Source organism: Pseudomonas sp. FW305-7 (assembly GCF_058786735.1).
Genome location: NZ_JBYSZA010000018.1, coordinates 92887 through 113798 on the forward strand (window position 1 = coordinate 92887; position 20912 = coordinate 113798).

The 20912-nt window shown below is 59.4% G+C and carries 25 protein-coding genes and 3 pseudogenes; 25 read left to right on the forward strand and 3 right to left on the reverse strand.

Translation table 11 applies throughout. The features are described 5' to 3' along the window. Position 1: 1 nt before the first annotated feature. The 25 genes and pseudogenes from AC3WMT_RS20655 to AC3WMT_RS20775 form a co-directional block, all read left to right on the forward strand. On the forward strand, positions 2-1234 hold the full coding sequence (locus AC3WMT_RS20655; RefSeq protein WP_103305628.1) for a S49 family peptidase: 1233 nt from the start codon (positions 2-4) through the stop codon (positions 1232-1234). A 12-nt stretch (positions 1235-1246) separates the two neighbouring features. Further along, on the forward strand, positions 1247-1597 hold the full coding sequence (locus AC3WMT_RS20660) for a head decoration protein (RefSeq protein WP_103305629.1): 351 nt from the start codon (positions 1247-1249) through the stop codon (positions 1595-1597). Positions 1598-1610: 13 nt separating this feature from the next. Beyond that, the gene (locus tag AC3WMT_RS20665) at positions 1611-2639 is read left to right on the forward strand and encodes a major capsid protein (RefSeq protein ID WP_103305630.1); all 1029 of its coding nucleotides are present in this window, start codon (positions 1611-1613) and stop codon (positions 2637-2639) included. A gap of 1 nt (position 2640) precedes the next feature. Further along, positions 2641-2859 carry a hypothetical protein gene (locus AC3WMT_RS20670; RefSeq protein WP_103305631.1) on the forward strand — a complete coding sequence of 73 codons (219 nt, stop codon included), beginning with the start codon at positions 2641-2643 and terminating at the stop codon, positions 2857-2859. After that, complete coding sequence (locus AC3WMT_RS20675) at positions 2859-3173, forward strand: head-tail joining protein (protein WP_103305632.1); 315 nt, start codon at positions 2859-2861, stop codon at positions 3171-3173. The genes AC3WMT_RS20670 and AC3WMT_RS20675 overlap by 1 nt, the downstream gene beginning before the upstream one ends. After that, a complete protein-coding gene (locus AC3WMT_RS20680) occupies positions 3170-3826 on the forward strand; it encodes a hypothetical protein (RefSeq protein ID WP_103305633.1) in 657 nt (218 codons plus the stop codon). Before AC3WMT_RS20675 ends, AC3WMT_RS20680 begins: the two co-directional genes overlap by 4 nt. A 4-nt stretch (positions 3827-3830) precedes the next feature. Continuing rightward, complete coding sequence (locus AC3WMT_RS20685; RefSeq protein ID WP_103305634.1) at positions 3831-4349, forward strand: hypothetical protein; 519 nt, start codon at positions 3831-3833, stop codon at positions 4347-4349. Next, positions 4346-4912, forward strand: a complete 567-nt coding sequence (locus AC3WMT_RS20690; protein WP_103305635.1) for a phage baseplate assembly protein V — start codon at positions 4346-4348, stop codon at positions 4910-4912. Before AC3WMT_RS20685 ends, AC3WMT_RS20690 begins: the two co-directional genes overlap by 4 nt. A 52-nt stretch (positions 4913-4964) precedes the next feature. Continuing rightward, on the forward strand, positions 4965-5213 hold the full coding sequence (locus tag AC3WMT_RS20695; RefSeq protein WP_103305636.1) for a hypothetical protein: 249 nt from the start codon (positions 4965-4967) through the stop codon (positions 5211-5213). 5 nt (positions 5214-5218) lie between these two features. Next, positions 5219-5545 carry a GPW/gp25 family protein gene (locus tag AC3WMT_RS20700; protein WP_103307437.1) on the forward strand — a complete coding sequence of 109 codons (327 nt, stop codon included), beginning with the start codon at positions 5219-5221 and terminating at the stop codon, positions 5543-5545. After that, positions 5542-6423 carry a baseplate assembly protein gene (locus AC3WMT_RS20705; RefSeq protein WP_492577933.1) on the forward strand — a complete coding sequence of 294 codons (882 nt, stop codon included), beginning with the start codon at positions 5542-5544 and terminating at the stop codon, positions 6421-6423. The genes AC3WMT_RS20700 and AC3WMT_RS20705 overlap by 4 nt, the downstream gene beginning before the upstream one ends. A gap of 1 nt (position 6424) precedes the next feature. Continuing rightward, positions 6425-7033, forward strand: coding sequence for a phage tail protein I (locus AC3WMT_RS20710; protein WP_103307099.1), 609 nt, complete (start codon positions 6425-6427; stop codon positions 7031-7033). Beyond that, a complete protein-coding gene (locus AC3WMT_RS20715) occupies positions 7026-9017 on the forward strand; it encodes a phage tail protein (protein ID WP_103307098.1) in 1992 nt (663 codons plus the stop codon). The genes AC3WMT_RS20710 and AC3WMT_RS20715 overlap by 8 nt, the downstream gene beginning before the upstream one ends. A 9-nt stretch (positions 9018-9026) precedes the next feature. Next, complete coding sequence (locus AC3WMT_RS20720; RefSeq protein WP_103307096.1) at positions 9027-9443, forward strand: tail fiber assembly protein; 417 nt, start codon at positions 9027-9029, stop codon at positions 9441-9443. 105 nt (positions 9444-9548) lie between these two features. Further along, the gene (locus AC3WMT_RS20725) at positions 9549-10715 is read left to right on the forward strand and encodes a phage tail sheath subtilisin-like domain-containing protein (RefSeq protein WP_103307095.1); all 1167 of its coding nucleotides are present in this window, start codon (positions 9549-9551) and stop codon (positions 10713-10715) included. Between the two features lie 13 nt (positions 10716-10728). Then, on the forward strand, positions 10729-11232 hold the full coding sequence (locus tag AC3WMT_RS20730; RefSeq protein ID WP_103307093.1) for a phage major tail tube protein: 504 nt from the start codon (positions 10729-10731) through the stop codon (positions 11230-11232). Between the two features lie 14 nt (positions 11233-11246). After that, a pseudogene (locus tag AC3WMT_RS20735) lies at positions 11247-11543 on the forward strand (phage tail assembly protein); the annotation flags it as partial. Between the two features lie 69 nt (positions 11544-11612). Further along, a pseudogene (locus AC3WMT_RS20740) lies at positions 11613-11846 on the forward strand (phage tail assembly protein); the annotation flags it as partial. 149 nt (positions 11847-11995) lie between these two features. Next, complete coding sequence (locus tag AC3WMT_RS20745; protein ID WP_103307090.1) at positions 11996-14770, forward strand: phage tail tape measure protein; 2775 nt, start codon at positions 11996-11998, stop codon at positions 14768-14770. A 9-nt stretch (positions 14771-14779) separates the two neighbouring features. Continuing rightward, positions 14780-15625 carry a phage tail protein gene (locus AC3WMT_RS20750; RefSeq protein WP_103307089.1) on the forward strand — a complete coding sequence of 282 codons (846 nt, stop codon included), beginning with the start codon at positions 14780-14782 and terminating at the stop codon, positions 15623-15625. After that, entirely contained in the window at positions 15600-15806 is a 207-nt protein-coding gene (locus AC3WMT_RS20755; protein ID WP_103307088.1) for a tail protein X, read from the forward strand. The genes AC3WMT_RS20750 and AC3WMT_RS20755 overlap by 26 nt, the downstream gene beginning before the upstream one ends. 97 nt (positions 15807-15903) lie before the next feature. Continuing rightward, positions 15904-16950 (forward strand): phage late control D family protein, encoded by a 1047-nt coding sequence (locus tag AC3WMT_RS20760; protein ID WP_103307086.1) that lies wholly within the window; start codon positions 15904-15906, stop codon positions 16948-16950. A 48-nt stretch (positions 16951-16998) separates the two neighbouring features. Then, complete coding sequence (locus AC3WMT_RS20765) at positions 16999-17562, forward strand: glycoside hydrolase family 19 protein (RefSeq protein WP_103307085.1); 564 nt, start codon at positions 16999-17001, stop codon at positions 17560-17562. After that, the gene (locus AC3WMT_RS20770; RefSeq protein WP_103307084.1) at positions 17544-18086 is read left to right on the forward strand and encodes a lysis system spanin subunit; all 543 of its coding nucleotides are present in this window, start codon (positions 17544-17546) and stop codon (positions 18084-18086) included. The genes AC3WMT_RS20765 and AC3WMT_RS20770 overlap by 19 nt, the downstream gene beginning before the upstream one ends. 70 nt (positions 18087-18156) lie before the next feature. After that, positions 18157-18255: pseudogene (locus AC3WMT_RS20775) on the forward strand (DNA adenine methylase); the annotation flags it as partial. A gap of 63 nt (positions 18256-18318) precedes the next feature. Here AC3WMT_RS20775 and AC3WMT_RS20780 read toward each other — a convergent pair. Genes AC3WMT_RS20780 through AC3WMT_RS20790 form a run of 3 tightly spaced genes read right to left on the reverse strand, consistent with a single transcriptional unit; the run spans position 18319 to position 20910 of the window. Further along, complete coding sequence (locus AC3WMT_RS20780) at positions 18319-19701, reverse strand: hypothetical protein (protein WP_146041291.1); 1383 nt, start codon at positions 19699-19701, stop codon at positions 18319-18321. Between the two features lie 25 nt (positions 19702-19726). Next, on the reverse strand, positions 19727-20542 hold the full coding sequence (locus AC3WMT_RS20785; protein ID WP_103307105.1) for a glycosyltransferase family 2 protein: 816 nt from the start codon (positions 20540-20542) through the stop codon (positions 19727-19729). An 11-nt stretch (positions 20543-20553) separates the two neighbouring features. Then, entirely contained in the window at positions 20554-20910 is a 357-nt protein-coding gene (locus tag AC3WMT_RS20790) for an SMR family transporter (protein WP_103307103.1), read from the reverse strand. Positions 20911-20912: the final 2 nt, after the last annotated feature.

Consider the following 20912-nt stretch of genomic DNA (forward strand, 5'->3'; position numbering starts at 1 on the left):
CATGCCCCGCGCATTCGAGCTGGCTGCATCGCAGCCGTGGCTGATGCTGCCCGGCGCCCTGGATAACTTGCTGACCATTGCAGACCGCATGGGCGATCCGGCGGCGCTGGAAACACGCACTGGCATGCGACTGGATAACAGCCGCACTGTCAGCGTACGCAATGGTGTGGCGATCATCCCGGTAGTCGGTCCGGTGTTTCGCTATGCCAACCTTTTCACCGAGATCAGCGGTGCGACCAGCACTCAGGTGCTGGCCACCGACCTGCAGGCCGCGCTCGATGATCCCAAGATCAGCGCGATCATCCTCAACATCGATAGCCCAGGCGGCGTTGCCGCCGGCATCAACGAACTGGCTGACCAGATCCATGCGGCCCGTGACCGTAAACGCATCGTTGCCTACATCGGCGGCACTGGTGCAAGCGCGGCCTATTGGATTGCGTCAGCTGCCAGCGAAATCGTCATCGACGAAACGGCGCTCGCCGGGAGTATCGGTGTGGTCGTCGAAGCCGTGGTCGGCGGCGAGGAAGGCAACGGCCGTAAGCGCTATCAGATCGTCAGCCGCAATGCCCCGAACAAGCGCGTGGATCTCTCTACAGAAGAGGGGCGGGCCAAGGTCGGCGAAACAGTCGATGCCATGGGCGATGTGTTCGTCGCCAAGGTAGCTCGCAACCTGGGCGTGGAGCCGGAGCGTGTCCCAGAGATGGGCGACTTCGGCGGCCTGCGCGTTGGCGCCGCGGCTGTCGAGTCCGGCTTGGCCCACCGTCTGGGGTCGCTTGAAACATTGATTACCGAACTGGCCAAACCGGCCGCCACTCAACCGAGGAAATACAACATGACCACCGTCAGCAGCACGGCGGAGTTGCGTGAGGCGCTGGCCGCCGGCACGGATCCGCAAACCATCGAAATCGCTCAGGCGAGCCAACCGGATCTCGAAAGCATCCGCACCCAAAGTCGCGAGGAAGGCGCTACTGCAGAGCGGCAACGCATCACTGGCATCAATGCAATGGCCAGCAAGGGTTTCGAAACTGAAATCGCCGCTGCCATCGACGCAGGCACAACGGTTGAAGCCACAGCGCTACAGCTGTTCAAGGCAGCGCAGGATCGCGGCATTTCTCTGAACGCCATCAAGGCCGATGCCACTGGCGCATCGACGTCCACTCCGACGGGCGATGCCGCTCAGGGTGAGCGCAAGGCCGTCGTAAACGCCATTGTCGAGGGCGCCTCGCGCCGCTGATTGGAGAACATCATGAGCAACCCAGAACGCCAAACCTATGTCCCGGACCAGCTGTCCGCCGGTGCCTTCCCGGTGATGATCGACACCGCCGTGATCGCTTCCGGCCAGAAGCTCAGTCGAGGCGCCGTCCTTGGGCAAGTAACGGCCAGTGGCGAATATGTGCTGAGCAAGGCCGCAGCAACCGATGGCTCCGAAGCTCCTGCGGCTGTACTGGATCAGTTCACTGATACGACCTCAGGCGCGCAGGTAGCGCCAATCCGCCTGACCGGTGAAGTGCTGGCCAGTCAACTCACACTCGGCGAGGGTTTTACTTTGGCGCAGGCAAAAGCTGCGCTGCGTTCCCTGTGCCTGTTCGTTCGTTAATTCGGAGTCTTTGATGGATATTTTTGATACCCGCACAATGCTTGAAGCGGTTGAGCAGATGCCAACCGCGCGGCGCTTTTTGCTGAACACTTTTTTCAACGGTGGCAGTCCTGTCACGTTCCCGACCAAAACCGTGGACATCGACATCATCAAAGGCAAACGCAAAATGGCGCCGTTTGTTAATCCTCGCCTGCCGGGCAGTGTGTCGTTGCGCGAAGGCTATACCACCAGCACCTACAGCCCGCCGTACATTCAACCCAAGCGCGAAACCACCGCCGAGCTGGTGCTCAAGCGTTCGGCCGGCGACAACCCGTTTTCCTCGCGTACTCCGCTGGAGCGTGCCGGGCAGTTGCTCGGTAAGGACCTGCGCGATCTGGACGACGAAATCATCCGCCGGGAAGAATGGATGTGCGCCCAGGCACTCACCACTGGGAAGGTTCGCGTCGTGGGGGAAGGGGTGGATGACACCATCGACTTCCTGATGGCCCCCGATCACAAGATCAGCCTGGGCAGCGGTCAGTGGGGCACCGAAGACGGTGACCCAATTGCCAATCTTCGTAGCTGGAAGCGCAAGATCGCCAAGGACTCCGGCCGCACGGCAAACACCGTAGCCATGAGCGGCGAAGCGCTGGACGCCTTTCAATCCAGTGCAATGGTGATGAAACAACTCAACACTCGCCGCGTTGACATGGGCTTGATCAAGCCAGAGGAACTGCCAGACGGCGTGACTTACCTGGGCTACCTGAATGATCCCGGCGTCGACCTTTACGGTTATGACGAGTGGTATCTGGACGACGAGGATGACGAGCAACCAATGATCCCGGCGGGTGGCTTGATTCTCGGCTCGACGTCCACGCGCAACGCCATGCTGTACGGGGCGATTCAAGATCTGGAAGCCGTGGAAAGCGGCTTGGTCGAAGCGGCGCGCTTCCCGAAGAGTTGGGTGACCCAAGAGCCGAGCGCTCGTTGGCTGAAGCTGCAGAGTGCGGCATTGGCTGGCCTGCTTGAACCGGATGCGTTCATTTACGCCAAGGTGGTGTGACATGGCCAAGAAAGCCGATTTTCTGGTGATCGACGGTTGCGTGCAGGATGGCCGCGTCGTTGTTGTGAAGGGCGAGCCTTACAGTCCGCCAAGTAAAGGGATTGAGGAAGCGTTACTCGCCGAAGGGCGTATCGCTCCGCTCAAGGACCCCCGAGCCCAAGAACTGCTGCGCCAGAAATCGGGCGTTGCCAATGAGGACGACGACAGCGGCGGTGAGTGATGGGTTTTCGCGAATTGAGCGACGACATGGACGCCCTGGTGTTGGATGGCTTGGGCGACATGGCAACGGTCGGCGGTCGAGAGATCGCCGGTTTCTTTTCCGCGCCATGGCTGCAGCCGCGCATGGGGCGGATCAACACCGCAATGCGCGAGCCGCAATTTGAGATTCGCGTCGTCGATGCGGCGGGTGTTGAGCCGGGGCAACTGGTCGTTGTAGATCTGGCAAAGCAGGACGGGGGAGGCCAGTACGATCTGGTCAAGCTGGAGCCAGATGGTTCAGGCTGGGTGGCATTGATTTTGAGGGCTAAAGCATGAGCGTCGGCAGCTATTTCAAACCCTCAGCCAGTGGCGGGATGATCTCGCTGCAAACCTCGGCGGCAGACGTGAAAGCTTTTCAGGACTTTGCCGCCCTGGTGCCGAAAGCAGCAGCCAATGCCCAGCGTCGCGCGATCAATAAAACCTTGCGCTGGCTTGCTACCCACATCGCTCGCGCCGTCGGCCGGCAGGAACGCATTGCGGTCGCCGCTGTGCGGCAACGTCTGCGGGCCTACCCGGTCAGCGGCGGCGCGAACAGCGGCAAATTGTGGTTCGGCCTCAACGCTATGGAAGCCAGCCGCATAGGCCGGGCACGGCAAACCCGATCCGGTGTGTCAGTCGCGGGGCGACGCTTCCAGGGCGCGTTCCACAAGCGAGTCTATGGGAGCAGCGCAGATGTCTGGATCCGCGTCGGCAGCAAGCATTTCAAATCTTCGGATTACCCCGATAGCGATGTCAGTGCAGCCGGCGGCGCGAGTTCGGGCTGGATTGCCGAACATGACAACCGCTTCCCGCTGGCCAAGGCCAAGGTGTCGCTGGAGCAAGCCCGACCGCACTTCGATAGCTGGGTGCGTAAAGCAGACGAACACCTGGTGCATGTCCTGCAGCAGGAACTCAATTTTGAAGTGCAGAAGTACTTGAAGGGGAAATGACGTGATGGATTCAGTCGACGAACCATTCAGTCTTGAGCAGCTGTATCGGGCCATCGAACGACATCTTCACGATCATTTGCCGGGCGTTCAGACGGCTGCGGTCTGGCCCAACATTGATGATCGCGTCGCCTTGCCGGCGGTGCTGGTGGAACTGGCAGAAATGGAGCCGGGCGTTGATCCGGGGACGGGAGAAACCTGCTTGGCCTGCAAGTTTGAGGCGCGAGTGATCACCGATCCCATCCAGCTCGACCATCATCAGCAAGCAGTGTTCTTGGCGGGTCAGTTGGCCGTTCTACTAAGGGCGCAGTCTTGGGGCGTAGAGGTCGAGCCGGCCGAGTTCGTCCAGGCCATGCAGGACTGGACCAAACCCGAACTGGACGGCTACACGGTCTGGGTCGTGGAATGGACACAGCAGATCTACCTCGGTGAAACCTGCTGGCCTTGGCCGGATCAGCCATCGGGGACGTTGGTGTTTGACGTTGAGCCGGGTGACGGACCATTCAGGCCCGAGGATCTGCCATGAGTTATGCCAGCGCCCAACATGACCGCATGATCGCGGGGGCGGTTAAGGCTTGCTACGTGGTCGCGGTGGATCTGTCCGCTTCGCCGCCGGTATGTCGCGTGTCGGACGGCAGCGAATGGGTCAGCGCTTGGGTGCGCTGGCACAGCATCGCAGCGGGCAAGGCCAGGCACTGGCGGGCACCGTCTTTGGGCGAGCAGGGTAGTTTGATCAGTCCCAGCGGTGACGTGTCGCAAGGCACGTTTGTCCCTGGCCTGTATGGCAATGCCGGACCGCCGCCGGATAACCGCGACCACGTCGAGGTTTGGCGTTTTGATGACGGCGGCTCGCTCATCTATGACTGGCAGGCCAAGAGTTACACCATCACCCTACCGAGTGGTACGGTCAGCATCAAAGTGGCGAGCACGGAAGCGGTTGTAACTGATAGCGCCGTGAGCGTGACCACCGGCAACATCAATCTGAAAGCGGCGGTGCTGATCGAAGGGGCGTTACACGTCACGAAAGGCATCACCAGCGCCGGCGCAATCATTGACGCCACCGGAAACAGTAATCACCACACGCATTAATTCATTCACGACAGCCCGCCCAGTGCGGGCTTTTTCATGCCTGGAGAAATACATGGCCAAGATCGATACCACCTCAACTGAGGTGCAAACGTCCTCGGAACCGGCATTGTCATCCTCACCGTTCTCATCGCCAGAGTCCTTGAAATTCCGCGACAAGCTTTACACGTCGCGACTGTTGATCGTGCCCGGTATTGACCGTTCCTATCCGGTCGACAAAGCGACAGTCGTGGTGCCGGCCTCCGACATCGAAGCGGTCAAGTTCCTGAAAGCCAGCGAAGAATACGAGCCGTTCAAGGAGTGACATCGATGATCGGAATGGATCGCCACACCGGCCTACCCATATCCGGCACCGAGCATCTGCGGCAATCCATTGCCGACATCTTGAGCACGCCGCTGGGCAGTCGCCGGCACCGTATGGAGTACGGCAGCAAGCTACGGCGGTTTGTCGATTTGCCCATCAATGAAGGCTGGAAAAGTGCCGTACAGGCTGAGGTTGCCCGCGCTTTGGGGCGCTGGGAGCCGCGTTTGAAGTTGGATCAGGTGCGCGTCATTTCCGTCATTGGCGGGCAAATCAATTTGCAAATCGTCGGGAAGTACCTGGGCGACAGCGTCACGTTGGAGGTGGCCGCATGAGTACCGTGGGTCTGTCGTCGTTGCCCGCGCCGACCGTGCTGGAACCTCTGGACTTCGAAGAGGTTTATCAGGACGGGCTGAGCGTGTTTCGCGGGTACATGGGCGGTAACTGGACGGCCGCGCTGGAAAGCGATCCAGTGGTCAAAGTGCTGGAGGTCGGGGCTTACAACAAGGTCGGCAACCGCGCCCGCGTTAATGACGCCGGCAAGGCGCTATTGCTGGCGCACGCCATTCGCGGTGACCTCGATCACTTGGGGGCGAACGTCAATCTTAAGCGCCTGGTCATTCAGGCTGAGGATCTGCTGGCGGTGCCACCGGTGCCCAAAGTCATGGAAGACGACGACCCGTTTCGCGAGCGTATCCAGTTGGCCTATGAAGGTCTGACCACGGCCGGCCCTCGTAACAGCTACATCCTGCATGCACGTAACGCCTCTGGGCGGGTGGCAGATGCTACGGCCGAAAGCCCTGCGCCTTGTTACGTCACGGTCACGGTCCTGGGGTTGGACGGGGAAGGCGAAGCGCCGCCGGAGCTGCTGGCGACGGTGGCCGCTGCGCTGAATGACGATGATGTGCGGCCGGTCGCTGATCGGGTGACCGTGCAGAGCGCGCAGGTGATCCGCTACGAGATTGACGCCATCTTGCACATGGCCGGTGCCGGCCCGGAAGCGGATGCCAGTTTGGCCGAGGCGAAAAGCCGTTTGGCAGCCTGGATAAATCCCCGCAAGCGGCTGGGCGTCGAGGTCGCCCGCTCCGCTGTTGACGCCCAGTTGCACGTTGCCGGCGTTGCCCGGGTTGAGTTGGTCGGGTGGCAAGATCTGGCACCGACCAAGGCGCAAGCGGCGTTCTGCAAGCGGTACAACGTGAGGCTGGCAGGTTGATATGAAAAGTCTACTGCCACTCAACAGCACGCAACTGGAACGGGCCATGGAGGCCGCGCTCTTCGAAAAGACCATTATCCCTCTGCGCGACCTCTATAACGCCGATACCTGCCCGGTGCATCTATTGCCGCATCTGGCATGGGCGTGGTCGGTGGATCGCTGGGATTACCGGTGGAGCGAGGCTACCAAGCGCGCGGCCATCAAGGCGTCGTACTACATCCACAAGCACAAAGGCACCATCGGCGCGCTGCGCCGGGTGGTCGAACCGTTGGGTTATCTGATCGAGATTGTCGAGTGGTTCCAAACTGTGCCCGAAGGCGTGCCGGGCACCTTCGCGCTGAAGGTCGGAGTTCTCGATACCGGCATCACAGAAGAAATGTATCAGGAGCTTGAGCGCCTGATTGACGATGCCAAGCCTGTCAGTCGTCAGTTGACCGGGCTGGCCATTAGCCTCGAAACAAAAGGCAATCTGAATATCGCTGTGTCCCTCTACGAAGGTGACGAAATCGACGTTTACCCACCCGTCATGCGTGACATCGAAGTCACTGGCAACTTTGGCGTGATCGGGCGTGAACACACTATAGACACCCTGGACGTTTATTATGATTGATGCGAATTCGCAGTTTTTCGCGATCCTCACGAACGTGGGGATGGCCAAGCAGGCGAATGCCGACGCGCTCGGCATTCCTTGGAAGCTCACAGAAATGGGCGTTGGGGATGCCAACCCGGGCGGGCTGGCCGATCCGCCTAATCCGATTCCGTCGGCCGCGCAAAACAAGCTGCTCAACGAGTGGCGCCGCAAGCCGTTGAATCAGCTTCGGGTTGACCCGGTCAACCCGGCGGTGATCATCGCCGAGCAGATCATTCCAGCCGATGAGGGTGGCAAGTGGATCCGCGAAATCGGTCTGTACGACGCGGACGGCGATCTGGTGGCGGTGGCCAACTGCGCGCCGAGCTTCAAGCCGCTGCTGTCGCAAGGCTCGGGCCGCACGCAAGTCGTGCGGATGAATTTCGTGGTCAGCAACACTGGCAATATCACGCTCAAGATCGATCCTGCGGTGGTGCTGGCGACTCGCGAATACGTTGATTCCAGGATTCTGGACGAGCTGAGCAGGCTGGATATCAAGCAGTCAGTTCGTGCGGCGACCACGGCCAACATTGCTTTGTCCGGTTTGCAGGTGGTGGATGGCGTTTCGCTGAACGCCGGCGACCGGGTGCTGGTAAAGAATCAGGCGGTGGCGAAGGATAACGGGCCATACGTGGTGGCAGCCGGAGCCTGGGCGCGCGCCAAAGATGCCGACAGCAATGTCAAGGTCACGCCGAATATGACGCTGGCGGTTGAGGTGGGTGCTACTCAGGCCGACACGATTTGGCAGTTGGTGACAGATGGGGCGATTGTTGTAGGCGTCACGCCCTTGGTGTTCAAGGACATCACCGACGGCCTCGCGCGTTTGTTTTCTCCGATCTTTGTCGGCAGTCCAATGGCGCCGACGCCGGCGCAATTTGACACCAGCAAGTTGCTGGCTACGGCGGAATTCGTGAAGCGCAGCGGGGTCGAGTTTTCAGGCTTTACCTCAAACAGCGCGGATTTGGCGCTTACGGCTGCACATGTCGGCGGCCTTCACAGCTTTTCCAATGCGGGGCAACTCACCGCGACCTTACCGCCTTCGGCAAGTATCGCCCAGGGCGCTACTGTCACGCTTGCCTGTGCGGGTGCTGGTGGCCTGAGAGTCGTCGGCGCCGGAACCGATGTGGTTTACACCTCGACGGGCGTCACCGGGCCGATTCTGATGGCGCTGGGCGATACGGCTGAATTTATCCGCCTGCAAGACCAGTGGCGGCTGATCGGCGGCACCGTTGCTTTACGTTACGCGGCGGTTATGAGTGGGCCGAACTTCCTGACTCAGCCTCAATTCGATAGCTCGCTAAGGCTTGCTACGACCGAGTTTGTGCAGCGGGGACTTGGCAACCTGCGCGCAGAAACGGCAGTGAGCTCATCGACAACACTAGGCGCTAACGCAATTGGTCAGCTTATTGTCGGAGGCGGTTCGACGCCATTCACCACTACGTTACCCCTCGCGTCTAGCGTCCCAGGTGGGTCGCAGATTCACTTTATGGCAACAAATCCGGTATCGACCTGGATTGTTCAGCGGCAAGGCGCTGACATTCTCGACAACTACGCAGGTGGAACTTACATCGTTATCGGATTGGGCGATTCTGCCGTGTTTGAGTCTAATGGGGTCGGTACATGGAGGCTCATAGGTGGGAGCGCGTCGCTTAGAAAGTGTGATGACTTCGCCGCGTCACTCCTCGCTAACGGACATCAGAAGCTGCCGACGGGTCTGATTATTCAATGGGGGCAAGGCCTTGCGATGCCGAATGATGGCAACGACGGCGCCAGTGCGGGGGTTGATACTTACATTACATTCCCGCGCGCATTTCCTAATGCCTGTGCGTCTGTGGTCGCCACGCATTTCGGCCATAAGGCAAACCTGTCGGTCATTGCCCGGAACATCTCCACCACGAGGTTTACCGCCGAAACGCCCGATCCGAATGGGGCGCAGAGTGTCAGATATTTGGCCATCGGATATTGAGGAGGTGACATGTTTTATTCTGCGATGACTGGCGGCTTTTATGGTGATGCTACGGATCTGCCGGAAGGGGCCGTGGAAATCTCGGAGGATCTATATAAGTCCTTGTTGGAAGGGCAGGCCTCTGGATTCATCGTTGCGAATCCGGAAGGCTTTCCGGTGCTGATGGATCCTCCGCCGCGTCCACCTGAGGCCTACGCCGCAATTGAGCGCACATGGCGAGACGAACAGCTTTCGATTACGGACGGTGTGGTAAGCCGTCACCGCGACGAGTTGGAGGATGACGCCGACACCACGTTGACGGCTGAGCAATATGCAGGGCTTCAGTCGTATCGCCGTGCGTTGCGCAACTGGCCAGAGTCTGGCGAGTTCCCATTAATTGATCATCGGCCGCCGGCACCTTCTTGGTTGGCCGACCAGATCCAATAAACGCCCCGCACTGACGGGGCGTTTTCTTTTCCGTTACGCGTAACACGAACACCCCACAACAGCCTCGCTTATGCGGGGCTTTTTCGTTTCTGGAGATTGGACTTTATGAGTTTCTTTCACGGCGTTACGACCACCGAAATCAAGACGGGGGCGCGCACCATTTCGCTGCCGTCGTCTTCGATCATTGGTCTGTGCAGCACCTTTACCCCGGGCGTCCTCGGCGGCGGTACGGCCAAGGCCGGCGAGCTGAAGTTGATCACCACCGAGCGCGAGGCGATCGCCGCCTTCGGCGCCGACTCGGCGATCACCAAGGCCTGTCAGGCGATCTACGTCAAAGCCAAGGCGGTGATTGTTGCGATCGGCGTGCCCAAGCTGGAGGATGCGGCGCTGCAAACCTCAGCGATCATCGGCGGCGTTCTGGCCTCGGGTCAGCGCACCGGTCTACAGGCGCTGATCGATGGCAAAAGCCTGTACAACGCACAGCCGCGGTTGTTGATCGCGCCGGGCCATACCGCCACGCAAGCGGTGGCCACGGCCATCGACAGCGTGGCGCAGAAGTTGCGCGCGATCGCCATCATCGACGGCCCGGGAACAACTGACGAGGCTGCAATTGCCTACGCCGAGAACTTCGGCAGTCGCAACCTGTACATGGTCGACCCGGGCGTCCAGTTCTGGGACACCGTCACCAGCAAGACAGTCGACGCGCCCAGCTCGGCGTGGGCGGCGGGCTTGTTCGCCTGGACGGATGCTGAATACGGTTTCTGGGCCTCGCCGTCGAACAAGGAGTTCACCGGCATCACCGGCACTACCCGCGCGGTCGAGTATCTGGACGGCGACGAGACTTGCCGGGCCAACCTGCTCAACAACGCCAATATTGCGACGATCCTTCGCGATGACGGCTACCGCCTGTGGGGCAACCGCACGCTGTCGAGCGATCCGAAATGGGCGTTCGTCACCCGCGTGCGCACGCTGTTCATTCTCATGGACGCGGTGCAGGCCGGGCACAAGTGGGCGGTCGACCGCTCGATTACCAAGACTTACGTCAGCGACGTGACCAACGGCCTTGAAGCGTTCATGCGCGACCTGAAAGCCCAGGGCGCAATCATTAATTTTGAAGTGTTTCCGGACACCGAGCTGAACACGGCCAGCCAGATCGCCCAAGGCAAGGTGTATTGGCGCATCCGTTTCACCGACGTGCCGCCGGCAGAAAACCCGAATTTCCTTTTCGAAGTCACCGATCAATGGATGACCGAAGTGCTTGAAGCAGCCTAAGGGGGCGTAGCAAATGATTCCTCAGACTTTGTTTAACACCAATCTGTTCGTTGATGGCGTGAACTTCGCCGGCGACGTGCCAAGCCTGACGCTGCCCAAGCTGTCCCTCAAGATGGACGAGTATCGCGGCGGCGGTATGGCCGGCCCGGTCGAGATGGATCAGGGCATTGAAAAGCTGGAAGCATCCTTTGTCACAAAGGGCGTGCGCCGTGAGTCGCTGAAGTTCTTCGGTCTGGCCGATGGCACCGCCTTCAATGCCACGTTCCGGGGCGCCTTCAAGGGCTTGAAGGGCGCGACTACAGCGGTCGTGGCCACCCTGCGTGGTCGCCTCAAAGAGGTCGATCTGGGTGACTGGAAGGCCGGTGATGCGGCCGAGATCAAGCACGCCATCGCGGCCACCTACTACAAGCTCGAAATCGACGGCCGCCTGATGTACGAGATCGACATGGTCGCGGGCATCCAGATCATCGACGGCAAAGACCAACTGCTGGAAGTGCGCGCCGCACTCGGCCTCTAAGGGAATAGATCCACATGACTCAAGCAACTGATAAACCGCTGCCGGCCTGGCTGGCGATCACCGCTGACGGCGCCGTGGTGACGCTCACGCGTCCGAGCGAGGCCAACGGCGTCAACGTCGAAACGTTGACCTTGCGCGCTCCAACCGTTCGCGCGGTGCGTGCGGCCGATCGCGCGGCCAAGGGCGACGCCGAGCAGCGCGAGTTGATGATGTTCGCCGGCTTGGCCGAGATGGGGCTCAAGGATCTGGAGGGGCTAAAGCTGGCGGACTATCGCCGCGTGCAAGCGGCCTATTCGCATCTGGTGCCGGACACCGACTACTCGACCAAAAAGCCGGCGTGGCTGTCGATCAGCACGGATCAGGTCATCGTCACGCTTTCGCACCCGAGCGAACTCAACGGCGTGACGGTCGACAAGCTGGCCCTGCGTTCGCCGACTGTGCGTGACGTGCGCGAAGCGAACCGTGAAGTGGGTGGCGACGACGAACAGCGCGAGCTGGTGTTGTTTGCCGCGTTGTCCGGTGTGCCTGTTGTCGAGCTGGAAGGGCTGAAGATGGTGGACTTCAACCGCTTGCAGGCCGGCTATTTTCGCCTGGACAACGAAGACGGGCTTTAAGCCCGGCGTGATCAAGGCGGCCGCGAAACGGCTGGCGGCGGAGACTGGATTCTCCGCCGCCGAGATCCAGGCAATGCCCTTTGCAGAAATGGTGTGGTGGCTCACGGATTGAGCTGCCCCGGTAATGCTGGGCACATGGGGGCCATGACATGGCAAACAAACTCGCCCTCGGGCTGGTCATTGGCGGCGCCGTCAGTTCGACGGTCGGCTCCGCGTTCAAAGACGTCACCGGGCGCATCAAGCGCCTTGAGGCTGAAGGCAACAAAGCGCGCGTGCTGCAGCGCACGATTGGCGACACCATCCGCCTGCGCGAAGAATGGAAAAAGGCTCACGACACCGGCGCTGCCGGTGCGTCCAAATTACTCAGCCGTTTGAACTCGAACCTCGACAGCCTGAAAAAGCAGGGGATCGAGGTCGGCCGGCTGGAAAAAGCCTATCGCTCGATGGGGCAGACGGCCAACAAAGCCGAGCTGAAAGCCAAGGGTCATCAGCAGATTGATTCTGGCGTAAAGGGCATGAAGGGCACTGTCGGCGCGGCTGTGGTGGGTGTCGGTGCAATGGCAGTGCCGACCAAGGTCAGCGCCGATTTTGGCGCGATCGTGCGTGACATCGCGATCAAGGCCGGCATTGCCAACAAGCCGCAAGAGCAGGAGATGTCGCGCAAGATCATCGACACCTCACGCGATAACGGCATGGCGCGTAACGATGTGGCTGACGTGGTCAATCAGTTGGTTGGCGCCGGTATGGACCTGAGCAAGGCGCTGGAGTACGCCCCCGTCGCGGCCAAGTTCGTGGTCGGGCAGGGCTCCAGTGGCGTCGACACGGCCAAGATGATCAACGCCTTAGGGCAGAACGCCAAAATCACCGACCCGAAACAGATGCAGCAGGCGCTGGAGGCGATCGCCTACCAAGGGCAGGCGGGCAGCTTTGAAGCGGCCGATATGGCCAAGTGGTTCCCCGAGCTGCTGGCCAACATGGCCAGCAACGGCATCACCGGCATGGACGCGGTGACGCAGTTGGGCGCCATGCTGCAGGTGCAAATGAAACAGGCCGGCAGCTCGGACGAGGCGGCTAACAACCTGAAAAACTGGATGGGCAAAATCGGCTCGACCGACACCGTCCAGGCGTACAAGAAGGCGGGCATCGACTACAAGGGATCGATGCAGACCGGTTTGCAAAACGGCATGTCGACGCTGGAAACCAGTATGGCGTTGGCGCAGAAGTACATTCAGGCGACCGATCCGAAGCGCGCGGCGGCGATGGCTGAAGCGACGTCGAAGATCAGCAAGGAGGCGGATCCGGAGAAGGCCAAGGCCATGATGGCCTCGCTGGAAGAATCCTTGAAAACCGGCGATCTGTTCGCCGACATGCAGGTCAAGGCCGCACTGTCGGCCTACATGCAGAACAAGGCGCTGTATTCCCAGCTCAAGAACGATTCACGCGATGCAGCCGGGATCCTCGACAAGAACCTTGCCGAGCGGCGTCAGTCGTCGTCGCAGAAGTGGGCCGAAGTGGCGCAGTCGATGGATGACGCCATGCGCAGCGTCGGCGATGCGCTGCGGCCGGTGACGGACACCGTCGCCGAGACGCTGACCAAAGTCACCCGGGGCATCACCTCGCTGTCTGACAGCGCGCCCGGGGTGGTGACGGGCATCGTCGCGGTTGGTGGTGGGCTGATCGCCCTGAAGGGGCTTTTCAGTTCGTTCAAGATCGGCAAAGGCCTGTTCAATCTGGCGCGCGGTTCGCTGGGGGGGGGCAAGTCCGGTGAAGTGCAGAAGGTCTTTGTGACCAATGCCAAGGACGGGGAAGGCGGTGGCGACGACAAGGACGATGAACCCAAGAGCAAAGCCAGCAAGGCGCTGTCGCTGGTGGAGACCGGCCTTAAGGCTGTGGCTGCGTACAAGGGCGTTCCCGTCGACGGTGAAGGCGAGGGCGAAGGTGAGGGCGGCGAGGGTGAAGGCAAGAAGGCCGGCAAGTTCAACCTGATCACCGCCGGTCTCAAGGTTGTTTCGCTGGCGAAGGAAGCGGCCTCAGGTGGCGATGATGACAGCGCCGGCGGCGAAGGTGGTAATGACGGCGGTGTGAAAAAGGTGTTTGTCGTCAACGCCAATGCCATGGGTGGTGGTGCCGGTGCCGGTGGAGCGAATGGCCCGGGCGGATCGCGTCGGCCGGGACGCCGAGCGAGGCGCACCGCGCGCCGTCGGGCAGCGTTGAATCTGCCCGTGCCCCCGCCGCCACCTGTGCCCTCGGGGGCCATGGCCCGGCTGGGTGGCGTGGTGAAGGCGGTCGGTAAGGTCGGCAAGGCCGCCAAGATGATCCCGGGCGGTTCGCTGTTGGATGCCGGCGCTATGGCTTTTGAAACATTCCAGAACGGCGGATCCAAGGGTGAGCAGGCCGAGGGTTACGGGGCGGCCGCTGGCAACATGGCCGGCACTATGGCCGGTGCAGCGGCGGGCGCGGCGATCGGTTCGGTAGTGCCGATCATCGGCACGGCCGTCGGCGGTTTGATCGGTGCCTATCTCGGCAGCGAAGGCGGTGCGACGCTTGGCGCGACCTTGAGCAAGGCGATATTCGGCGACGACGATGAAAAGCCTGAGGACAAAGCGCCGGTGCCGGCCACGCCGCTGATGATGGCGCCCGTGGCGCCGCAAGGTCCGGTGCTGGGAGATGTGGCGCGCTCGATGGCCGTCACGGAGCTGCTGAAGTCGGCGGCCTTGGCGATCCAGCCCAAGGAGCCGGAGAAGCCCGAGCCGGCCAAGGTGGATCAGCAGTTTCAGTATTCGCTGAACATGCCAGTCACGGTGCAGGGCGATGTCAAAGACCCGCAGCGCTTGGCTCAAGAAATGATGCCGCACATGCAGCGAATGATGGCGGACGCGGCGAAACAGAGCGCCGCCAAGCTGTACGACGAACCCCATGTGTAAGGAGGTTTCATGGCCTACATGGAACAGATGCAATCAAGCCTCAAGTATTTGGTCGAGGCGGCGGAAACCGGTCGGCGTAGCGCGGATGGCATGTTGACCCCGGTCAACGGCGCCATCCGCGAGCTGACCGGCGCGGCATCCGAGCTGGAAAACATCCCGTTTGTGGGGCCAGCGATCGGCGCCAAACTTCAGCGGGTGATGCGCGGCGTCGACGCAGCACAGGCCAAGGTCGGTCAGGTGGTGGCGGTCTACGGTCGAGCGACTCGCGCCGCCGCCGAGGTGCAGGAGCGGCTGGGCACGTTGAAGGAGCAGGCTGGCAAGGCCGCGACGGCGATCAACAACGTTGCCGGCAAGGTCAGCCCGGCCTTAGCCAACATCATGCCCACCAGTGCGTTCGCGGCCGACGCTACACCGGCGCCGGAAGCGGTGAAGCCGTTCCCGCACTTGATGATCATTCAGCCGCGCGACCCGAAACTTCAGCCGTATTTCTTCAACCTGGACACGGCAGCATTCGATGAACTGAGCCGATCGACCGAATTTCGCTGGGCCTCGCAGGAGCGTTTGACGCGCCGGCCGGCGCAGCAGGCCGTCGGCATGGGCGAGGAAAAACTGACGCTCAAGGGCACGATCTATCCCGGCTTCAAAGGTGGGCTAAAGCAGCTCGACACCCTGCGCTCGATCGGCGCCAGGCTACAGCCGCTGACTCTCACCACGGGGTATGGCGAAGTGATCGGGACGTGGTGCCTGAAGAACATCAACGAAGAGCAGGGCGCGCTGCTGCACGGCGGCATCCCCCGTAAACAAGGCTTCACCCTGGAGTTTGTGCGCTATGGCGATGACATGCAGGACATCTGACGGGGACATGCTCGATGTCATTTGCCATAACTACTACGGCCACCTCAACGGCAGCACCGAGGCGGTACTCGACGCCAATCAGGGGTTGGCAGATGAGCCACAGCCCTATCGGGTCGGGGTGTTGATCACCTTGCCCGATCTGCCCGCCCCGACCGCCGAAAGCGTCAGCCTTTGGGATTGACCTACGACTGAGCCGCCGTCGGCGCTTTACCGCGTTACGCGTAACGACACATTCCTTTCTGCCCGCCCTGTGCGGGCTTTTTTTTGGGCAAAATTCCATGACCCCGATGTTTAGAATCGTCGCCGATGAGGCCGACATCACGGCCAAGCTCAACGATCGGCTGTTGTTGCTACGCACCTCGGACAAGCCCGGGATGGAGTCCGACGAGTTTGAGTTGCGTATCGACGACCGGGATGGGCAGGTGCAACTGCCTCGGCGGGGCGCGTCGATCGAGGTCTATCTGGGCTATGCCGAAACGTCCTTGGCGCGCATGGGGCGTTACACCGTGGACACGATCGAGGTGTCCGGGCCGCCGGATACGATAGTGATCAAGGGCAAGGCCAGTGACATGCGCGGTAGTGGCAAGACCATCCGCAGCGGAAGCTGGGAAGACGTGCCGCTGTCGAAGATCGTGGCCGACATTGCCTCGCGCAATGGCTGGCAGCCGGTGTGCCCGGTGTCGACCAAAGTGCCCCGAGTCGACCAGCTCAACGAATCCGATTTTAACTTCATCACCCGGCTGGCCAAGCAGTACGACTGTACGGCCAAGGTCGCCGACGGCAAGTTGCTGGTCATGCCGCGCCAAGGTGGCCAGAGCGCAAGCGGCAAGGCATTCGGCGCGGTCACTCTGACGCGAAGTGACCTCAGCCGCTGGCAATTCAGTCTCGGCGATCGCAACTCGCACAAGGCGGTATCGGCCAAGCATCAGGACAAGAAGACCGGCAAGCTCGCGGTCGTCAACGTCGACAACGACGACGCTCCGGACGGCCTGCCGGCGGTGCATACCGATCGGCATATCTACCCCAACGAGAGCGCGGCCAAGGCGGCCGCGAAGGCGCGTCTGTCGGCGTTCAACCGATCGACCGCCGACGTGCGTCTTGAAATGCCCGGGCGCACGGACATTTTCGCCGAACGGCCGATCATCGCCCAGGGCTTCAAGGTCGGGCTCGATGGCGAATACCTCGCCGATTCGGTGGAGCAGGTGTTCACCCAATCCGGCTGGTCGACCACAGTTGAATGCAATGCCGGCAAGGAAGGCAAATCCAAGGGCAAGAAAAAGAAGGAGGCCAACACGCTCAAGGTGGTGAACGTCGAGAAGCAGTAACCCATCCCATTGCCGCTTGAGTGCGGCTTTTTTATGTCTGGAGTGTTTATGTCGATCACGGAACAACAGCTGCAAACCATCATGCCCAACGCCCGCCGCCGAGCGGGCGTTTTTGTATCCGCCCTCAACGCAGCCATGGCCCACCGGCAGATCAACACGCCGAAACGCCAAGCCGCGTTTCTGGCGCAAGTTGGTCACGAATCGGGTCAGTTGCAGTACATACGGGAATTGGGCGGGGATCAGTACCTGAGCAAATACGACACCGGCAATCTGGCTGCGAAACTGGGCAACACGCCGGCAGCGGATGGTGATGGTCAGCGCTATCGCGGTCGCGGCCTGATCCAGGTCACTGGTCACGACAACTACCTGCGCTGCAGCTTGGCGCTGTTCGGCGACGAGCGATTGCTGCGCACGCCTGAACTGCTGGAGCTGCCGCAGTGGGCCGCCGAGTCGGCCGCATGGTTCTGGTCCGTGAATGGGTTGAACGCGCTGGCCGATCAAAACGAGTTCAACACGATCACACGCAGGATCAATGGTGGTCTCAATGGCCTGCAGGATCGGCTGGAGTTGTGGGGGCGGGCGAGGGCGGTGTTATGCGTCTCGGCGAACTGATCCCGACACCGTATCGGTTGGTGGCCAAGGACGTGCTGCTGGCCGCCTTAGTCGGCGGTTCCGCCGCCATCATCTGGCAAGTGCAGGACTGGCGTTATGGCGGTCAGCTCGCCGAACAGCGCCGCCTGCACACCGAAACGCTCAACCAGATAACTCTCGCTTCGGTCACGCAGCAGCGTGCCGAACAGGATAAACGCCTCGCGCTCGAGCAGCGCTTGGCAACCAGTGAACAAACCCATTACCGAGCCTTGAGCGATGTCCAACGTGATCAAGGTCGCCTGCGCGACCGCCTTGCCACTGCTGATCTGCGCTTGTCAGTCCTACTCGACGCCACCACCGGCGCCGGCAACGGATCGCTGTCAGCCTCCACCGCCACCGGCGGCGTGGTTCATGGCCCCACAAGAGCCGAACTTGACCCGGCGCATGCTCAACGAATTGTCGGCGTCACCGATGACGGCGACCGGGGGCTGATTGCCCTCGCGGCCTGTCAGGCATACGCCAAAGAAGTCTCAACACTGAAGTGAAAAAGAGCGGCCGGTCCAGATGCTTCAACATCCGGATCGACCGCCGTCCGTGCAAATGGTCCCTGCAAGTCCAGCCACCTTCCACCGCATGGATCCGCCTTACTGGCAGACCGCCGGCTACGGCGTGAACTTTCCGTTCGAGAGCTATGAGCGGATGGCCGACTTCATTGGCTTTAAGAGTTGATACTCAACGCGCAATTTTCTCGAGCGGTCATTAATGGTTTTGCCCTGTTTATGTGGAAGTTAAATTATTTCGTATGCTCTTTCTGGTGTGTTCGTAGCGCATTGACTTAAGCAGCCATCCGATAAATCTAAACTGATAAGCCGTAAAGATGACATAAACTGGAAACATATATCTGAATGATGCTGCTTGATTGAGTATAAAAAAGGATGCCATGTAAGAAGCAGTCAAGCCAATCAGCCAGCGGTCATAACGTCCGTAATTTCTCCAGTTCAATAGAAAAACAAACAATGTAATTGGCAGCCAAAAGAATGGTTTTGTAATTACGATTAACGCGCCACCCATCCAGTTGCCCAAGCTTAAAATCGCACTACTAACTCCCGTAGGTTGATTGTAAGTCGAAACAAGATTGTTCAGGGTAGGCCAGGGTTCAGTAGCAAATACTTGTGTTTGAATATAGCTATCACATAAGCCGAGCATGCACTCATAAACTCTAATTTTCATGTGGGCGTATATGAAAGGATGATGAATTATCATTTTTATCCATCTGGCCTTTAGCTCATCCGAATTGACTAATATGGCGCCAGACGACAGGATCGCATCTTCCCCCCAGAGTAGAGTGTCAATAGTAGAAAATGAATGTCGTTCTATAGCAATATTTGTGTCGGTGATCCCTTTCAAGGTCAGAGACGGCTCAATCGCTATTTTTGATTCTTCGGCCAAACGTAGCATCCCGATCAGTTCCCATGCAGGTGCCGCTGCTGAACTCGTACGCTCGTTGAAACCTAACCATTTTGGGGATGCAGAAATAAGTACGACTGAAAGCACGATCAACGCTATTAGTAGGCTTTTAATTTTGCGTGGAATCGTTTTTCCCGTAAATATCATTGCAAATACTGCTGGGATGAGTACAAGAGAATTTTGGCGAAAGCCGAACAAAATAATACATGAGATAAAAAATAAGGTGATTGGCGCCCATCGTCGGCCTTGACCTATAGCAAAAGTTGCTCCTACAACCATAATGATCGCAGCAAATGTCCATACGTCCGGCACTATGAAGGATACATAGACAAATACCAGAGGTAATAAAAATGTTAATGGTATCCAGAAAGGGCTTCTGCTGGACGTCATTGTGATCCACAGCGAGCAGGCTAATATCAGATAGCCAACCTGAACTGCAGTGAAAACACTTGTGGGCAACCCAAGCAGTCCAATTGGCAGCATGAACATGGTCATCGTAGGTTGAAGCCATTGTTGCATGGACCAGCCGATATCAAGCTTGTCTGTAATGGTAAATACTGCTGCCCATCTTGCCATTGTGTCAGTCATGACAATGCCGGGATTGAATAAAACGAATGATGCGGTAAGAATTAGTGTAAGCAGAATAATCGCCATCCATCTATGGCGCGATACACAAAAAAGGTCGGTGCTCATTTAAATTTGCTCATCATAATCAGGCTTAGTTTTTTGGTGAGTAAGAACCAAAGCAAGCCAGGAAAAGAGTTTTAAGTACGGCAAAATTTCCTTTGAAAGCGCTAATTTTGGTAGGCACTTCGCCTTTTGGGTATCGCCGAACAGTCGGGAGTTCCAGGCAGTTATATCCAAGTCTAGGGGCGCAATATGAAAGATACGCCAACAGTTCGTAAGCCATGAATTCATCACGAAATGGTGCCACTTTCGGGTCTAGCAGCATTTTCCGGCTGTAGGCCCGAAAGCCTTGAGTGGTATCCGTCCACTTGAATCCGGAGAAAAGGCTCAGCATCGGTGCATGGATAAAGCGAATAGCAAAGTCTCGCGATTTAGGAGTGTTCTCGGCTACACCACCCGCCACGAAGCGCGAGGCCTGCACAAAATCTACGCCCTGTTTCATTGCGTCGATAAAGCGCGATATAGCCTCAGGATCATCCTTGTCATTACCGTCAATGGTCACAATGCCCTCATAGCCTTGATCCAGTGCAAAGGCATAGGCGCAACGAAGCTGGGCGCTGAGTTTCCCGGGGGCCGTCTTGACCAGCAACCCTCGCACGCCGACCTGTTGTAACGCTTGCAACTCCAGCGAGCCATCCGTGGTGCCGCCATCGACAATAATGATGTCGGCAGTATTTTCGATTTTGAGCGCCGCCATTCTGGCCAGCAGGCTCTTTATGCGTTCCCCCTCATTGATGACAGGAATCACCACGCACCAAGAGTGCTGACGGCCAAGCCAGAGTCGAGTGTCATAGGAGGGTACTTGCCACGTTTCGCGGGCAGCAGGAGCAATATCAGAAGAAGTCATCATGTTTACCATCAGGCCACGCGAGCTGTGATCAGCCCTACGCCGGCAATTACCAATACGATCCCTGCCCCTGTAGTCCAGTGGAAGGGTTCACGAAAAAACACTACCGAAAACAGTGCGACAGTCGCTACCGCTCCGGCGGTCAGAACCGGGTGTGCCACATTCAGCGGGAGGCGCGCCAAGGCAGCGGCATAGAGCAGAAAGGCCGCGCCGTATAGCCCAAGCCCCAACCAAAATGGCCAATTACTCAATGCGGCCAAGGGGTCGCTGAGGGACGGAAACTTGCGCGGGGGCATCATGGCTATCTTCACCAAAACACTGGCGGAAGCGTTGGAGAGGATGCCTAAAAAGAGGATGAGCCACTTCATGC

Excerpts from the sequence above, each read along its gene's own strand:
- AC3WMT_RS20725 (WP_103307095.1), top strand. The coding sequence starts at position 9,549 with ATGAGTTTCTTTCACGGCGTTACGACCACCGAAATCAAGACGGGGGCG.
- AC3WMT_RS20745 (WP_103307090.1), top strand. The coding sequence starts at position 11,996 with ATGGCAAACAAACTCGCCCTCGGGCTGGTCATTGGCGGCGCCGTCAGT.
- AC3WMT_RS20680 (WP_103305633.1), top strand. The coding sequence starts at position 3,170 with ATGAGCGTCGGCAGCTATTTCAAACCCTCAGCCAGTGGCGGGATGATC.
- AC3WMT_RS20770 (WP_103307084.1), top strand. The coding sequence starts at position 17,544 with ATGCGTCTCGGCGAACTGATCCCGACACCGTATCGGTTGGTGGCCAAG.
- AC3WMT_RS20715 (WP_103307098.1), top strand. The coding sequence starts at position 7,026 with ATGATTGATGCGAATTCGCAGTTTTTCGCGATCCTCACGAACGTGGGG.
- AC3WMT_RS20665 (WP_103305630.1), top strand. The coding sequence starts at position 1,611 with ATGGATATTTTTGATACCCGCACAATGCTTGAAGCGGTTGAGCAGATG.
- AC3WMT_RS20785 (WP_103307105.1), bottom strand. The coding sequence starts at position 20,542 with ATGACTTCTTCTGATATTGCTCCTGCTGCCCGCGAAACGTGGCAAGTA.
- AC3WMT_RS20765 (WP_103307085.1), top strand. The coding sequence starts at position 16,999 with ATGTCGATCACGGAACAACAGCTGCAAACCATCATGCCCAACGCCCGC.
- AC3WMT_RS20710 (WP_103307099.1), top strand. The coding sequence starts at position 6,425 with ATGAAAAGTCTACTGCCACTCAACAGCACGCAACTGGAACGGGCCATG.
- AC3WMT_RS20790 (WP_103307103.1), bottom strand. The coding sequence starts at position 20,910 with ATGAAGTGGCTCATCCTCTTTTTAGGCATCCTCTCCAACGCTTCCGCC.
- AC3WMT_RS20705 (WP_492577933.1), top strand. The coding sequence starts at position 5,542 with ATGAGTACCGTGGGTCTGTCGTCGTTGCCCGCGCCGACCGTGCTGGAA.
- AC3WMT_RS20690 (WP_103305635.1), top strand. The coding sequence starts at position 4,346 with ATGAGTTATGCCAGCGCCCAACATGACCGCATGATCGCGGGGGCGGTT.
- AC3WMT_RS20760 (WP_103307086.1), top strand. The coding sequence starts at position 15,904 with ATGACCCCGATGTTTAGAATCGTCGCCGATGAGGCCGACATCACGGCC.
- AC3WMT_RS20750 (WP_103307089.1), top strand. The coding sequence starts at position 14,780 with ATGGCCTACATGGAACAGATGCAATCAAGCCTCAAGTATTTGGTCGAG.
- AC3WMT_RS20720 (WP_103307096.1), top strand. The coding sequence starts at position 9,027 with ATGTTTTATTCTGCGATGACTGGCGGCTTTTATGGTGATGCTACGGAT.
- AC3WMT_RS20730 (WP_103307093.1), top strand. The coding sequence starts at position 10,729 with ATGATTCCTCAGACTTTGTTTAACACCAATCTGTTCGTTGATGGCGTG.
- AC3WMT_RS20755 (WP_103307088.1), top strand. The coding sequence starts at position 15,600 with ATGGCGATGACATGCAGGACATCTGACGGGGACATGCTCGATGTCATT.
- AC3WMT_RS20695 (WP_103305636.1), top strand. The coding sequence starts at position 4,965 with ATGGCCAAGATCGATACCACCTCAACTGAGGTGCAAACGTCCTCGGAA.
- AC3WMT_RS20780 (WP_146041291.1), bottom strand. The coding sequence starts at position 19,701 with ATGAGCACCGACCTTTTTTGTGTATCGCGCCATAGATGGATGGCGATT.
- AC3WMT_RS20660 (WP_103305629.1), top strand. The coding sequence starts at position 1,247 with ATGAGCAACCCAGAACGCCAAACCTATGTCCCGGACCAGCTGTCCGCC.
- AC3WMT_RS20685 (WP_103305634.1), top strand. The coding sequence starts at position 3,831 with ATGGATTCAGTCGACGAACCATTCAGTCTTGAGCAGCTGTATCGGGCC.
- AC3WMT_RS20675 (WP_103305632.1), top strand. The coding sequence starts at position 2,859 with ATGGGTTTTCGCGAATTGAGCGACGACATGGACGCCCTGGTGTTGGAT.
- AC3WMT_RS20655 (WP_103305628.1), top strand. The coding sequence starts at position 2 with ATGCCCCGCGCATTCGAGCTGGCTGCATCGCAGCCGTGGCTGATGCTG.
- AC3WMT_RS20700 (WP_103307437.1), top strand. The coding sequence starts at position 5,219 with ATGATCGGAATGGATCGCCACACCGGCCTACCCATATCCGGCACCGAG.
- AC3WMT_RS20670 (WP_103305631.1), top strand. The coding sequence starts at position 2,641 with ATGGCCAAGAAAGCCGATTTTCTGGTGATCGACGGTTGCGTGCAGGAT.